The organism is Echinicola rosea, assembly GCF_005281475.1.
Taxonomy (GTDB): Bacteria; Bacteroidota; Bacteroidia; order Cytophagales; family Cyclobacteriaceae; genus Echinicola; species Echinicola rosea.
Map to the genome: position 1 here is coordinate 6,049,989 of NZ_CP040106.1, position 14,539 is coordinate 6,064,527.

General features: G+C 46.2%; 13 protein-coding genes. 10 read left to right on the forward strand and 3 right to left on the reverse strand.

Features of this window, described 5'->3' with window-relative positions; translation table 11 throughout:
* Positions 1-3 precede the first annotated feature (3 nt).
* Positions 4-1,170 (reverse strand): 1-deoxy-D-xylulose-5-phosphate reductoisomerase, encoded by a 1,167-nt coding sequence (locus tag FDP09_RS23595; protein WP_137404887.1) that lies wholly within the window; start codon positions 1,168-1,170, stop codon positions 4-6.
* Between the two features lie 308 nt (positions 1,171-1,478).
* On the opposite strand from FDP09_RS23595, the gene FDP09_RS23600 reads away from it, so the two are divergent.
* The 10 genes from FDP09_RS23600 (at position 1,479) to FDP09_RS23645 (ending at position 10,752) form a co-directional block, all read left to right on the forward strand.
* Positions 1,479-2,939 (forward strand): S1C family serine protease, encoded by a 1,461-nt coding sequence (locus FDP09_RS23600; protein ID WP_137404888.1) that lies wholly within the window; start codon positions 1,479-1,481, stop codon positions 2,937-2,939.
* A 94-nt stretch (positions 2,940-3,033) separates the two neighbouring features.
* Complete coding sequence (locus FDP09_RS23605; RefSeq protein ID WP_137404889.1) at positions 3,034-3,450, forward strand: nucleotidyltransferase substrate binding protein; 417 nt, start codon at positions 3,034-3,036, stop codon at positions 3,448-3,450.
* Between the two features lie 103 nt (positions 3,451-3,553).
* Positions 3,554-4,807, forward strand: coding sequence for an LVIVD repeat-containing protein (locus tag FDP09_RS23610; protein WP_137404890.1), 1,254 nt, complete (start codon positions 3,554-3,556; stop codon positions 4,805-4,807).
* 77 nt (positions 4,808-4,884) lie between these two features.
* Positions 4,885-5,436, forward strand: a complete 552-nt coding sequence (locus FDP09_RS23615; RefSeq protein WP_137404891.1) for a hypothetical protein — start codon at positions 4,885-4,887, stop codon at positions 5,434-5,436.
* Between the two features lie 82 nt (positions 5,437-5,518).
* Positions 5,519-6,688, forward strand: a complete 1,170-nt coding sequence (locus tag FDP09_RS23620; protein WP_229683472.1) for an ABC transporter substrate-binding protein — start codon at positions 5,519-5,521, stop codon at positions 6,686-6,688.
* 10 nt (positions 6,689-6,698) lie between these two features.
* A complete protein-coding gene (locus FDP09_RS23625) occupies positions 6,699-7,751 on the forward strand; it encodes an iron ABC transporter permease (RefSeq protein ID WP_137404892.1) in 1,053 nt (350 codons plus the stop codon).
* On the forward strand, positions 7,751-8,761 hold the full coding sequence (locus FDP09_RS23630) for an ABC transporter ATP-binding protein (RefSeq protein WP_137404893.1): 1,011 nt from the start codon (positions 7,751-7,753) through the stop codon (positions 8,759-8,761). Before FDP09_RS23625 ends, FDP09_RS23630 begins: the two co-directional genes overlap by 1 nt.
* 119 nt (positions 8,762-8,880) lie before the next feature.
* Entirely contained in the window at positions 8,881-9,312 is a 432-nt protein-coding gene (locus tag FDP09_RS23635; protein WP_137404894.1) for a MarR family winged helix-turn-helix transcriptional regulator, read from the forward strand.
* Positions 9,313-9,411: 99 nt separating this feature from the next.
* Complete coding sequence (locus FDP09_RS23640) at positions 9,412-10,416, forward strand: NAD(P)/FAD-dependent oxidoreductase (RefSeq protein WP_112783202.1); 1,005 nt, start codon at positions 9,412-9,414, stop codon at positions 10,414-10,416.
* Between the two features lie 15 nt (positions 10,417-10,431).
* Positions 10,432-10,752: a 2Fe-2S iron-sulfur cluster-binding protein gene (locus FDP09_RS23645; RefSeq protein ID WP_112783203.1), complete on the forward strand. Its 321-nt coding sequence runs from the start codon at positions 10,432-10,434 to the stop codon at positions 10,750-10,752.
* A gap of 158 nt (positions 10,753-10,910) precedes the next feature.
* Here the strand turns inward: FDP09_RS23645 and scpA are convergent, their stop codons facing one another.
* Together scpA and FDP09_RS23655 are read right to left on the reverse strand one after the other, a co-directional pair.
* Positions 10,911-12,971, reverse strand: a complete 2,061-nt coding sequence (gene scpA / locus FDP09_RS23650) for a methylmalonyl-CoA mutase (RefSeq protein WP_137404895.1) — start codon at positions 12,969-12,971, stop codon at positions 10,911-10,913.
* Positions 12,968-14,191: a methylmalonyl-CoA mutase family protein gene (locus tag FDP09_RS23655; protein WP_137404896.1), complete on the reverse strand. Its 1,224-nt coding sequence runs from the start codon at positions 14,189-14,191 to the stop codon at positions 12,968-12,970. Before FDP09_RS23655 ends, scpA begins: the two co-directional genes overlap by 4 nt.
* Positions 14,192-14,539 lie beyond the last annotated feature (348 nt).

Genomic DNA, 14,539 nt, shown 5'->3' on the forward strand with positions numbered 1-14,539 from the left:
ACCTTATTCTTTAATCTTTATTAATTCTTTTGCTTTTATTCTTGCCACCTTGTCGGTTTCTACAAAATCCTCCAATTTAGGAGAACGGACAAAATCGACTTTTGACATGGTTTCGGCGATGATATCGGACATTTCCAGAAATCCTACCCGATCGCTCAAAAATGAGGCCACTACGACTTCATTGGCTGCATTGAGAACACAAGGTGCATTCCCTCCCCGTTCCAGGGCATCAAAGGCCAGCTGGAGATTTTTAAACGTCCCCATATCAGGCTTCTCAAAATCCAAAGAAGGATACTGCATAAAGTCAAATCGCGGAAATTCGGACACCAACCGGTCTGGATATGTCAAGGCAAATTGAATAGGAATACGCATATCCGGCAGTCCAAGTTGCGCCTTTATACTTCCGTCCTCAAATTGTACTAACGAATGGATGATGGATTGCGGATGTACTACTACGTCAATTTGCTCTGGCCGGACACCAAAAAGCCATTTTGCCTCGATCACTTCAAGTCCCTTGTTCATCAGTGAAGCCGAATCAATGGTGATCTTGGCCCCCATGTCCCAATTGGGGTGCTTCAGGGCCTGTTCCTTGGTGACACTTTCGAGGAACATTCGGTCTTTTCCTCTAAACGGTCCTCCAGAAGCGGTCAAAATCAATTTTTCAATTGGATTATGGAATTCGCCTACCAAACACTGAAAAATGGCCGAGTGCTCTGAATCCACAGGATAAATGTTCACTCCTTTTTCCTTTGCCAAGTTCGTGATCAGCTCTCCTGCCACCACCAGGGTTTCTTTATTGGCCAAGGCTATTTGCTTCCCGGCATTGATGGCACTGATGGTCGGCAGCAGTCCCGAGTACCCCACCAAGGCCGTCAGCACCACGTCAATGGAATCCATCTCCACCACCTGTGCAAGTGCCTGCTCTCCTGCATACACCTTGATAAAGTGCGGCTCCAAGGCTTCCTTTAACTTTGGATAGTGCGACTCATTGGCAATGACCACAGCATTGGGCTGAAACTCCAAGGCTTGCTGGATCAATAAATCCACATTATTCTGGGCCGTCAGCACTTCTACTTCAAAATGCTCGGCATGGCTCTTGATCACTTCGAGTGCCTGTGTGCCGATGCTGCCTGTAGAACCCAACAGGGCCACGCGTTTTTTACTTGACATTGATGTCTTGTTTCTCCTCTCTCAATAAGCTGACAAATTTACAAGCTTCAAAGACTTTTCCTTGGTTTTTTTGCCACTTTTTCAGCTTGGGTACCTTTGGCACTCTTTTGGCCAAAGGCTACGAGTAAAACCATCTGTCAACATAAAAGTACCTATTGCACCTATTAAATGTGATTTTGGCAAAAACCCAAGGCGGTACATGCTTGGATTTATCCGCCCAAAGGTACCCCGCGGGATTTATTAAAAATTGTTAAAGGGGTGACCGAAAACTGGATTTAACCGTAAATTGAAAAAAAACATATCATCTCATGCAAAAAAGCTTAACCACGTTCATTTTGGCCTTTGTGGCAGGATTGCTGGGCGCTTGGGCATATCAGCAACTCTTTTCACTTGATCTTTCCCTTGCCGAGCACCAATCGAGCAACACCGAACTCCTCTCCCATCAAGTGAATAACTTTACGGAATCAAATGCTGCCCCTCCAAGCAGGACTCCCGCCAATACGCCCGTTTCATTTGTGGAAGCCTCGGAGCGGAGCACCGAATCGGTGGTATTTATCAAGAACTTTTCCGGGACCGATTACCGTAGGTACAGTATTTTCGATTACTTCTTTGGCCCCCAGGGGGGCAGTCCACAGCAGGTAAGTACTGGTTCTGGGGTAATCTTCAGTGAGGACGGCTACATCATTACCAATAACCATGTCGTGGAAGATGCAGAGACCTTGGAGGTCATCCATCATAAAAAAACCTACAAGGCCCAACTCATCGGCACTGACCCGAACACTGATATCGCAGTACTGAAGATCGATGCTGGCGGACTTCCCGCCATCAAAAAAGGAAGTAGTCGCGACCTTGAGATCGGAGAGTGGGTCATCGCCGTGGGCAATCCCTTCAACCTTACCTCCACAGTCACTGCAGGAATAGTTTCTGCAAAAGAGCGACAGATCAACATCCTCGGCGGTGACTTTCCGCTGGAGTCTTTTATCCAAACTGATGCTGCCATTAACCCGGGCAACTCCGGTGGGGCACTCGTCAATATTAAAGGAGAGCTTGTAGGCATTAATACGGCCATTCTCTCCAGAACAGGCACCTATACCGGCTATGGCTTTGCTGTCCCTGTGGACATCGCCGCCAAAATCGCCAATGACCTTATCAATTTTGGGGAAGTACAAAAAGCCATCCCTGGAGTAGGCACAGAGGAAATCACCCCTGAAATAGCAGAAAAAATGGGCATCGAATCACTGGACGGTGTAATCGTCAACCACATCATCCGAAATGGAGCCGCCGAAAAAGCCGGCATGGAAATCGGAGACGTCATTATTGGAATCGACGACACCAATATCAAAGGAAAAGGGAGTTTTGAAGAAGTCCTTTCTTACCATTACCCTGGAGATCAGGTGACTTTGCATTACCTACGTGACAATCAGAAAAAGAGTGCCGACATCACACTCCAAAACCTTCATGGAGGCACTGGAGTCATCGAAAAGGCCTTTTATTCTTCGGGTCTGCTGGGCGCAAAACTTGAAGCAGTCAATACAGTGGACAAAGACCGTTATGAAATCGATTATGGGGTAAAAATCACTGCCCTTACACGTGGCTATCTCAGTGAATTGGGATTGGGAAATGGTTTTATCTTAACAGAGGTAAATGGAGAACCTGCCGAAGATCCGGACGAAATCGGTACCTTTCTGGAAGAATACAGCGGAAGGCTTGTCCTGGAAGGTATCACCCCAAGGGGCAGGGTATTCAGACAATCCTACAGCGTAAGATGACCTTAATTTAGACAGAAATTAAATTTGGAAAGCACCGGAAAAATCGGTGCTTTCTTTATTAGATTTTTGTAGATTTAGAAAAAGGACAGCCACTATGAAAACACAACCATTATCCAGCGAACAATGCTTTGAGAACTTTCAGGAATCACTTGGTGAATTGCATGATGTAATCGAGGAAATCAACCTGAAAGGCATCAGTCAAAAAAATGAGCAGCATTTACACCGGTCATTTGAGTTAACGCACGAACTTGCCCTTAATGCCATGACAGCATTTTTTAAGCAACAAGGCAGGCCGCCCTATACGGGCTCCCGGGACCTCACCTTGGACGCATTCAATGAAGAGCTCATCGATGATGGCAAAGGCTGGCTGGACATGATTATTTGCCGTATCAAGGCCACCCCTGTCTATACCGAAGACGTACAAAACAAGGTCACACAGAACATTCTTAAAAATTACATTCATCTGTTCGAAAATTTTGAAAACAAGATGAAACGCGCACTCGATATCTAAGAATGCCCTGTTTTTCCCATTTTTTTTCTAATCGCCTGTAGCACATTATGATTGGGCTGCGTCTAGGGAGGAAAATAGACTTTTAACCTAACATACTTTAGCCATGAAAAAGCCTTTACCCTCATCTGCAGCCATGCTTCGTATCCTGCTTATTCTTGTAATAGCCCTTGGCTTTAATTCCTGCCAAGACCAGGTAGAAAGCACCTATACCTATCAAGCAAAAATCCCCGTATCCCTCAAGACAGAGGTGTTCAGGGACATCTATGTCGGCCCTGTCGCCCCAAGGGATATCAATAAAAAAGGAAAGATTTATATTTTTGATGACTTCCTGTTTATCAGTGAACCCAATAAAGGCATCCATGTCATCGACAACACCAACCCTTCCAATCCCAAAAACATCAGCTTTATAGAAATTCCCGGGGCAGCTGATTTAGCCATTAACGACAATATCCTTTACGCAGACAGTTATATCGATTTGTTGTCCTTTGACATCAGCGATCCACGTGACATCTCTTTGACCAACCGGGAAGAAGACGTTTTCATGAACTATTACGTCGATCAGGTAGCGGGAATATTTACTTACCTCAAGGACACAGTCATCACTTCCGAAGAACCCATCAGGACTTGGAACGGAGGAGGGATATGGCTGGATGCCATGAACTTCTCCAATGCAGAAACCGGTGGTGGACAGGGAAATTACGGACAGGGAGGCAGCATGGCCAGGTTCACACTTGCCAATGGCCACTTGTACACCGTAGATGACTACGATCTTCGTCTCTTTGACATCAGCGAAAAAGCAGACCCTGAATTTGTCAAACAAATCCAATTGGGCTGGGGAATAGAGACCATCTTTCCCTTTAAGGACAAACTTTTTATCGGCTCCACTACAGGCATGCATATTTATGACATTTCGGCACCTGCAAACCCTCAGCAGCTATCCGTTTACTCGCACATTACCAGCTGCGACCCCGTCGTCGCCAATGATGATTATGCATTCGTAACGCTACGGTCAGGAAATTTCTGCCAACAAGGCGTAAACTTACTGGAAGTGCTGGATATCACCGACCCATCACTCCCCAAGTTATTAAAATCCTACTCGATGGAAAATCCACACGGCCTTGGGCTAGCAGGAGACTATCTGTATGTCTGTGAAGGAGAATATGGGCTGAAGAGCTTCAATGTATCGGATGTGCTTAAAATCGATCAAAACCAACTGGAACACCTCCAGGGGCTGAATGCTTTTGACCTCATCCCAGGGCCCAAATCCCTTATCGTCATTGGCAACAAACTCATCACTCAGTATGATTACAGTACCCCGAGCAAGCTCAAACAGTTAAGCACCATCACGATAGAATAAAACCATTAGTCCTTAACCTGCAAAACATGAAACTCACTTTTAAAACTACTAGTTGGATTGTTTTAACTTTGGTGATAATGCTTTTTCATATAGGAAGTGGCTGTGCGCAGTCACTTCCTTTTACCAATCACACCGAAATAGGCATCCTCCAAAACAACCAGGCAATTGGCCCGCACACATCCTTCACTTTTCAAACTTTTAATGGCGTCAAGGCTAACCGCTGGTTGAGCTTGGGATTTACCACGGGAGTGGACACCTATGAGCAAACTGAAATCATACCATTTGCCCTCGGCGCAAGAGCAGAACTTTCCTCGGACACCAAGTTTTCTACCTTATTTGGACTTGACACCGGCTTGGGAGCAGCCCTTTTCGAAAAGGACACTGATACAGAATGGACGGAAGGGGGATTCCTCATCAACCCAACCGTTGGACTGCTGATGAAGACTGGGGGAAAAGCCAAGTTGAGCCTAACCTTAGGATACAAAAGACAGGTCATATCAGAATTTACCGGTGTGCTGGATCCCACCAACATAACGGGCGAAAACGGACTTCCCTCTGGATACCATTCTATCAACCAGGACAAATTCACCTTTAACAGGGCCTCCGTCAGATTGGGAGTATTTTTCTAATTAGTTGGCAGATAAAAAGTGGTGGGTTATTTTTGAAGGATAATTTGAAGTAATATATCTCAAGTCCATTTTCATAACAACAATGGACTACACCTACCATTTTAGACATTACATGACCAAACAACACCTGTTCTTGGCATTTATGCTGCTATTGGCATGGGCCTGTTCAAGTCCCAAGAATGAAAAAAGCAGTCCTGAACTTCAAGAAATCAAACTTGATTACGCAGTGGGCTTCCGTCTATACCAGGGAGTTGGATATAAAGTGGCCGAAGTATCCAAGGGCTTCCCCGGAGACCATCAACCTTTCAGGTACCTGATAAAAGAGGATTCCTCCACCGACGTCCCAGAGGAAGACTATGATGCCATCATTAGCCCCTCTGTACAGGACATCATCCTGACCTCCACTACGCAGGTCCCTCATTTGGTGGCATTGGAAATCCCCTCACGTCTTATCGCATTCCCGAACCTGGACCTGATTTCTTCTTCTCCGATTCGGAAACGCATTGATAAGGGATTGGTGCAAGAACTCGGAAGTGGTGCCAACTATAACACCGAAAAAATCATTGACCTCTCCCCTGACCTACTGATGATCTCCACGCTCGGGGAAAACCTCAAAGAACTACAACTACTCACCAAAGCAAACATTCCTACGGTCATCAATGGGGACTACGTGGAGCAGCATCCCTTGGGCCGAGCCGAATGGATCAAGTTTACCGGAGCATTGACAGGCACCTTCGAACAGGCTGTAGTCAGTTTTGACGACATAAAGAACAACTACCTCAGCCTAAAGCGTGATGTTCAGGAGGCCTCTTTCACTTCCACCCCTACCGTATTGAGCGGTAACATGTACCGGGATATTTGGTACGCCCCTGCGGGCAATAACTGGGGTGCCATCTTTCTGGAAGACGCAGGTGCCGACTATATATTTAAAGACCAAGAAAGCACTGGGAGCCTCCAGCTCAACTACGAAGTAGTCTTGGACAAAGGACTAAATGCCGATATTTGGATCAGCACCGCTGAATTTGGCACCTTGAAGCAAATGGAAAAAGCCGATTCCCGCTACACACAGTTTAATGCATTCAAAACCGGAAATGTCTATACTTTTGCCAAAACGAGGGGGGCCACGGGCGGATTGGAGTATTTTGAACTGGGCTATACCCGCCCGGACATCATTCTCAAAGACCTGATAAAAATCTTCCATCCCGGTCTGTTACCCGATTACAAGCCTTATTTTTACCAAAAGCTGAACTAAACCAAGCGTTTTGGATAAAAAACCCATTTATACCGCCACAAAAATACTGCTGTCGATCGGATTGCTCCTATTGCTCTTTCTGATCAATATCAGCATTGGTTCGGTCCATATTCCCTTTGGCGATATTCTGGATGCATTGGCAGGGGGTGATATGGCAAAAAAAAGCTGGCAGACCATCCTGTTTCAATACCGGATACCCAAAGCCTTCACGGCTCTAGTTGCCGGTGTGGGGCTTTCGGTCAGTGGCCTTCAAATGCAATCGTTTTTCAGGAACCCTTTAGCAGGACCTTATGTCCTGGGCATCAGCTCAGGTGCAGGATTGGGTGTGGCCCTGTTGATCTTGGGAGGAAGTGCCTTTGGCTGGTCACTTACCAATAGCACGGGAAATTATTTATCATGGGGCATCTGGGGGGTGATCATTGCGGGAAGTGCAGGAGCCATCTTGATACTATTGCTAATGAGCTTCACCGCCTGGAAGGTGAGAAACAGCGCCACCTTGCTGATCATTGGACTGATGTTTGGGAGTGCATCGGGCGCCATTGTGAGTGTACTTTCTTATTTTGGCAATGCGGAAGATCTGAAGCTTTTCACCATTTGGTCCATGGGAAGTCTTGGTGGGATCAGCGGGGGGCAGCTACAGGTTTTTGCAGGGGTCACGCTTCTGGGCATGATCCCAGTCCTCCTCCAAATCAAATCCTATAATGCCATGCTGATGGGCGAACGCTACGCCAAAAGCATGGGAATAAACGTCAATGCGCTGCGGTGGACCATGATCTTAAGCACAGGTGTCATGGCAGGAAGCGCCACGGCTTTTTGTGGTCCTATTGCCTTTATCGGAATAGCAGTTCCACACTTGGCCAGAATTCTCTTCAGGACCAGCGACCACAAAGCCCTCTTCCCGGCCACTGCACTGATCGGCGCAGGCTTTTTGCTCGTCAGTGACGCCATTAGTCAATTACCAGGTTTTGCGGAAACCTTGCCTGTAAACATCATCACCTCACTTTTTGGGGCACCATTGGTGATCTGGTTGATATTAAAACGAAATTTTATCAGTGACTTCTAATGGAAAACCCACAACACATACTAGAAGGCAAAGGGGTCAGCATTGGCTACCACAAAGGAACGGAAACGGTCACGGTGGGGAATTCCCTCTCTTTCAAACTTCCAAAAGGAAAGCTCACCTGTCTGCTCGGCCCTAATGGAGTGGGAAAATCCACCTTGGTAAAAACCATAATGAGACACCTCCCCTGCCTGTCCGGGAAAATGCTGTTTGCAGGAATACCCTTACATGAACAACATTCACGGCAGCTTGCCCAGAAAATCAGTGTTGTCCTTACCGACAAAATCACGGCCGGCAACCTCACCGTCACACAGCTGGTCGCTCTGGGACGTACCCCGTTTACCAACTGGCTGGGAAAACTATCTACGGAGGACAAACGCATTATCTCCAATGCCATGCAGGCCACCAAGATTTATTACCTGAAAGATCAGCTGATCAGTGAAATCAGTGACGGACAACTTCAGAAAGTGATGATCGCCCGAGCACTTGCCCAAGACGGCCAGTTGATCATCTTGGATGAGCCTACCGCCCATCTGGACCTGATCAACCGTTATGAGATCATGCACCTCTTACGCGACATCACCAGAAAGCAGGGCAAATCCATCTTGGTCGTCACACACGACCTGGAAATCGCCATCGAAACGGCCGACAACCTCTGGATCATGCAGTGCGGCGAGCCACTGACCGCGGGAACTCCAGAAGACCTGATCATTTCCGGCAAAATCAACCTGCTTACGACCGGATCAGGTCTTACTTTTGACCCCAACATGGGAAAAATCCGCTCAGCTGCTTCACAAGACCACACCAATATCCATGGCCCCGACCACTTGGTCCAATGGCTGAAACTTGCCTTGCAAAAAAGTGGAACGTTACTGCCTGAAGGCTTATCTATCGAAGCATCAGACGGCCCGCCCACTTTCAGCGTCAAGAGCCAGGGTTCGGAAGAAAAATTTCATGACATTCATTCAGTGGTTTCATGGCTAAATCAACACGGAACCAGTAAGAGAAAATGATTTTCTTACCGTCTTATTTCTAGCATTTTAAACGACAATACCATTAACCCTATCTTTTTTATAGGGTTTTATTTTTCCTGAAACATTTTTCCTTTATATTTGTCATACTAATAATTGCGATGACAAAAGAACAATTTAGTCAATATTCGTTTTTGCTGGACAGGACAGCCAGAAGGGTCAAACAATATGCCCAGCAAAAATTCAAGTATGGGGATTTTGACGTGACGGTGGACCAGTGGTTAGTACTCAAGCACTTGGCGGAAAACGAAGCCTTGAGCCAAACAGAATTGGCCACGTTGGTATTTAAGGATCAACCTACCCTCACGAGGATCATTGATATACTGTGTAAAAAAGGCTATGTCCAGCGGGTACAGCATCCTGGTGATCGAAGGAGTTTTCACCTATTGCTCACCACCAATGGAGAAGAAAAAGTAGCCGAACTAAAACCCAAAATAAGTGGAATTCGGGAAAAAGCCTGGGAAAATCTAGGTCAAAAGGACTTTGAGGAATTTAAAAGAATCCTCAATACCATCTACAGTAATTTAGAATAGTTTTAAATAAAACATGGAATTACCTGTTTTCCTCTTTATATTTGCACGGAAAAACAAACAATTCCAATCACTTAAGGAAAGTAACTACATATTTATACCATGATAACAACTGACATTTGCATCGTCGGAGCAGGACCTGTAGGATTATTCACTGTATTTGAAGCAGGTTTGTTGAAAATGCGTTGTCACCTGATCGACGCATTGCCACAGGTAGGAGGACAGCTCTCTGAAATATATCCGCAAAAACCAATTTACGATATTCCTGGCTACCCAGAGGTAAAGGCTCAGGAATTGGTGGACAATCTGATGAAACAAATCGAACCGTTCAATCCTAGCTTTACCTTAGGTGAACGCGTGGACTATCTCGCCAAGCAAGATGACGGTTCATTTGTGATCACCACCAGCGACAAGACCAAAGTGCACGCACAAGTGATTGTTATTGCCGGTGGACTTGGCTGTTTCGAACCGAGAAAACCTGTCTTGGAAAACTTAGAAAACTTTGAAGGTAAAGGCATTACCTACATGGTCAAAGACCCCGAGCAGTTCAGAGACAAAAAAGTAATCCTAGCCGGTGGTGGAGATTCAGCCTTGGACTGGACAATCTTCCTTTCCGACGTAGCCGAAAAGGTAACTCTAGTGCATAGAAACGAAACATTCCGTGGAGCCCCAGACTCTGCTGCCAAGGTATTTGACATGGCCAATAACGGAAAAATCGATCTTATCCTTAGCTCCAACCTGACCAAAATCGCAGGAAATGGCCACCTACAGAGCGTGTCCATGAAAAACAAAGCCAAGGAGGAAATCACCGTCGATGCCGATTACTTAATTCCATTGTTTGGCTTGAGTCCAAAATTAGGACCAATTGCCGAATGGGGACTAAATATCGACAAAAATGCCATTGAGGTGGATACTACAGATTACTCCACCAATGTGGAAAGAATCTATGCAGTTGGGGATATCAACACTTATGAAAACAAGCTCAAACTAATCCTTTGCGGCTTCCATGAAGCGGCCTTGATGTGCCACAGTGCATTCAAATATGTGTATCCAGATCAAAAATTAAGCTTTAAATATACCACTGTTAATGGCGTAAATGCATTTTAATTATAAATTTGCGGTATGGTAACATTTGAAGTAGAAGATCACGACGGCAACCGTCAGCCGATAGAAGCTCCGGATGATATGGGGCTGAGCTTAATGGAAGTACTGAAAGCTTCCGAGTATCCTGTTTTGGCCACCTGTGGCGGCATGGCACTATGTGCCACCTGTCACGTGGAAGTCCTCGAGGGAAAAGATGGCCTCGGCGACGCCACCGACCCGGAACTCGACCAACTGGAAGGTCTGCCGGAGATGTACGACACCAGCAGGCTTGCTTGCCAAATCAGGATAAGCGACGAACTGGAAGGTGCCGTCTTCAAACTTAGAGGAGAAGATCAGTAAACAATAATCGGACGATATGAAAAGGCGAACCTTGGGATTCAAGGTTCGCCTTTTTTATTAATCCTTTCTTATCGTGTAGAAACAGAAAAGGACGGATCAGGCAATAATTCCTAGGAAGTTAATTGTTGCTAAAAAAATCATATTTATACAACAAATATTTACGGTTTCATCAACCGTTCTACCATACGAATAGCCGCCTTTGGCAGAACCGTTCCTGGTCCGAAAATCTCCATCACTCCTGCTTTTATTAAAAAATCGTAATCATGGGGTGGAATAACACCTCCAGCCACCACCAAAATATCGGGGCGCCCCATTTCCTTTAGGGCTTTGATCAGTTTAGGAATAAGCACCTTATGCCCCCCGGCCAATGAAGAGGCGCCTACCAAATGAACGTCGTTTTCCACTGCTTGCCTCGCCACCTCTTCAGGGGTCTGAAACAGTGGACCGATATCCACATCAAAGCCCATATCGGCCATCCCGGAAGCGATCACTTTGGCCCCACGGTCATGGCCATCCTGTCCCATTTTAGCCACCAGAATCCGAGGCCTTCTTCCCTCCATTTCATCAAATTTGGCCGTCATAACCAAGGCCTCCTTAAACAATTCACTGTTTTGGGATGCTGAAGAATACACTCCAGAAACGACTTGGTTTGTTGCTTGATGACGTCCAAATGCTTTTTCCATGGCCATTGATATTTCTCCTAAGGTAGCGCTTTTCCGCGCAGCTTCCACGGCCAGTTCCAGCAAATTCCCGGTACTGGATTCCGCTGCCTTGGTGATGGCTTCTAGGCTTACGGCTACCGCTTCACTGTCGCGATGTGCCTTCAGTTGCCTAAGCCTTAAGAGCTGCCGATCCAAAACCATTTCATTGTCCACCTCAAGAATATTGAAATCCTCATTTTCTCCTACCACAAACCTGTTTACACCGACGATAACTTCTTTTCCCTGATCAATCTTTGCTTGCCTACGTGCGGCAGCCTCCTCTATCTTACGCTTTGGCAGCCCTGCCTCAATGGCCTTAGCCATACCGCCCATGTCCTCCACTTCCTGAATATGCCTCCAAGCCTTTGCCACCAGTTCTTCTGTCTTTTGCTCCAGCAAAAAGCTTCCTCCCAACGGATCCACCACCCTTCGCAGACCATATTCATCGCGCAGAATCACTTGTGTATTTCGCGCAATACGAGCTGAAAAATCAGTTGGCAACGCAAAAGCTTCATCAAATGCATTGGTGTGCAAGGACTGGGTGTGTCCCAGCACGGCCGCCATCGCCTCTACGGTGGTTCTGGCCACATTGTTATAAGCATCTTGCTCGGTCAGCGACCAGCCGGAAGTCTGACAGTGGGCACGCAGCTTGAGGGATTTGGGATTTGCTGGCCGAAAATCCTTCATCAATTTGGCCCAGAGTAGTCTTCCTGCTCTAAGCTTGGCAATTTCAGTAAAATGGTCCATTCCGATCCCCCAAAAAAAGGATAAGCGCGGTGCAAAATCATCAATCTCCAATCCCGAATTTAGCCCTGTCCTAACATATTCGAGACCATCCGCCAAGGTATAGGCAAGCTCCAGCTCCGGGGTCGCCCCTGCCTCAAGCATATGATAGCCAGAGATGGAAATAGAATTGAATTGGGGCATGTTTTTGGCCGTGTAGGCAAAGATATCGGCAATAATTCGAAGTGAAGGTGCCGGAGGGTAGATATACGTATTGCGCACCATAAACTCTTTTAGGATGTCATTTTGGATGGTCCCTTTCAGCTGCTCCGGCCTGATGCCCTGCTCTTCGGCGGCCACGATAAAAAAAGCCATGATCGGAATTACAGCACCATTCATAGTCATGGACACGGACATTTTATCCAGTGGGATACCGTCAAAAAGCACCTTCATATCCCTCACCGAGTCAATGGCCACACCTGCCTTTCCTACATCTCCCTGCACCCTGGGATGGTCGGAATCATAGCCCCGATGGGTGGCGAGGTCAAAAGCAACCGAAAGCCCCTTTTGTCCCGCTTTAAGGTTTCTTTTATAAAACGCGTTGGAATCTTCAGCCGTGGAAAAACCTGCATACTGCCTCAGGGTCCAAGGACGGGTACGGTACATGGTACTGTAGGGTCCCCTCAAAAATGGAGGAATCCCGGCCACATACTCAGTATGAAAAGGAGCTGCTTTCTCCGACTTTTCCTGCCTGGTGGCTTTTAGTTGGGATAATCCGGTTAAGTCAGGCCTCATTGTTCAGTGGTTTTAGGTCCTTTATTCAAGCGAGGGAACACCTTCCACCATCCTCCGTCCTCTTCTAGCTGGGCCAACGTTTTTTCTACCTTTTGTAGAAGGGTTTCGACCAAATACTCTACATAATACGATCCATCCACCGCATCACCCAGCTTATCAAAATGGCTTTCATATCGCAACAGATTGGAGACATTGGCTGCTGTCCTGCGGGAAAACACAGCAGAAGCATCTTCGCTGTGCCCCTTCACCCAAAGTGCATCACTACCTCCCAAAATCACCAACATGGCCTCTAAAGTGTTTCTGACCATGTTGTTTTCACTATCCTTGTCATCGTGGTTGTCATCACTTGTACTGGCAAAAACATACAGCGCGTGCGATCCATCCTCGACTTCATACAACTGAAGTAACTTCCGGAACATTATCCTCAGTACTTTTATCTTTGACTGGTGCAAGAAGAAATCACTTCCAGCTGATATAAAAGCAAAAAGATTATCCAGCACCTCCTCCAGCACCTCGCCCTGGCTGGTCAAGATATCCACCACTTCCAACATAGCACCCAGCCCATAAGTAATCTCATGGGTAACATTAAACCGGGAGTGATAATAGTATGAAAAATCTATACAAAGTCCCCTGTATCCTGAATAGTCCCTTGTCAAGCCATGCAAGGTTATTAGCTCTCGTGCCACCGCCAGCTGCGTTGTCTTTGACCTCAAGCCCATCACCAAAGCATCCCACAAGACCCCTCCACGAAGCTGGGATTTTTCTGAAATATTGGCATCAGCCCATCGCAAAAACTGCTGAAGGACTCTTACAGCATTTCCTTTTGGTTTTAACCATATTGCCAAAAATTCAGGTTTCACTTTATGCAGTAACACATCCAAATCCCCTTCGCCAGACCACTGCATGACGACCCCATCAATCCCCAAAGCCAACACCGCCGAAATGACATCAGGTGAATCATTGTCCAAATCTATAAATGATATATTTTCCCATTGCTCCCGCCGGAAAACGGGATTGCCAAGTAAGCTAGACAGGTTGCCCGGTCCGCGGTCTTCAGCAGCAAAAAAAGGAGGAATCACCAAGCCTTCAAACTCGTCATTGAACATCAGCTGCTCAACATTATTGGCGCCCGTCTCGATCAATGCCTGCCTGATCCAGTCTTTCTTGGTCGAAGGTGGATATCCATAAAAATTTTCATCGGTCATATCTGGGTGCTGCATCAGCTAAATATCAATATAAACTACCTTAAAAATAAGGATTTCGATCAAAAATCCTATTCATTTTTCACCCAATAACTTCCTAAGCTCTTTCCAGTTAAGTGTTCCTATTCCCACATTATTTTTGTATATTCCAAATTAGAATTCAGACTGGACAAAAGGCCAACTCCTTTCCAGAAATCCTGTATTTAGAGGAAGAAGCATCATGATCATTGGCAGCAGCAAAGGATATGCCTGCCCTGAAAATTGATTTCCCAAATCTGAAACAGGGGCATCATTAAAAATGAACAATCGTACTCACAAAAAAAACAATAAGCACAATGACCTTAACAGAAAACTCTAGCTAAGTCA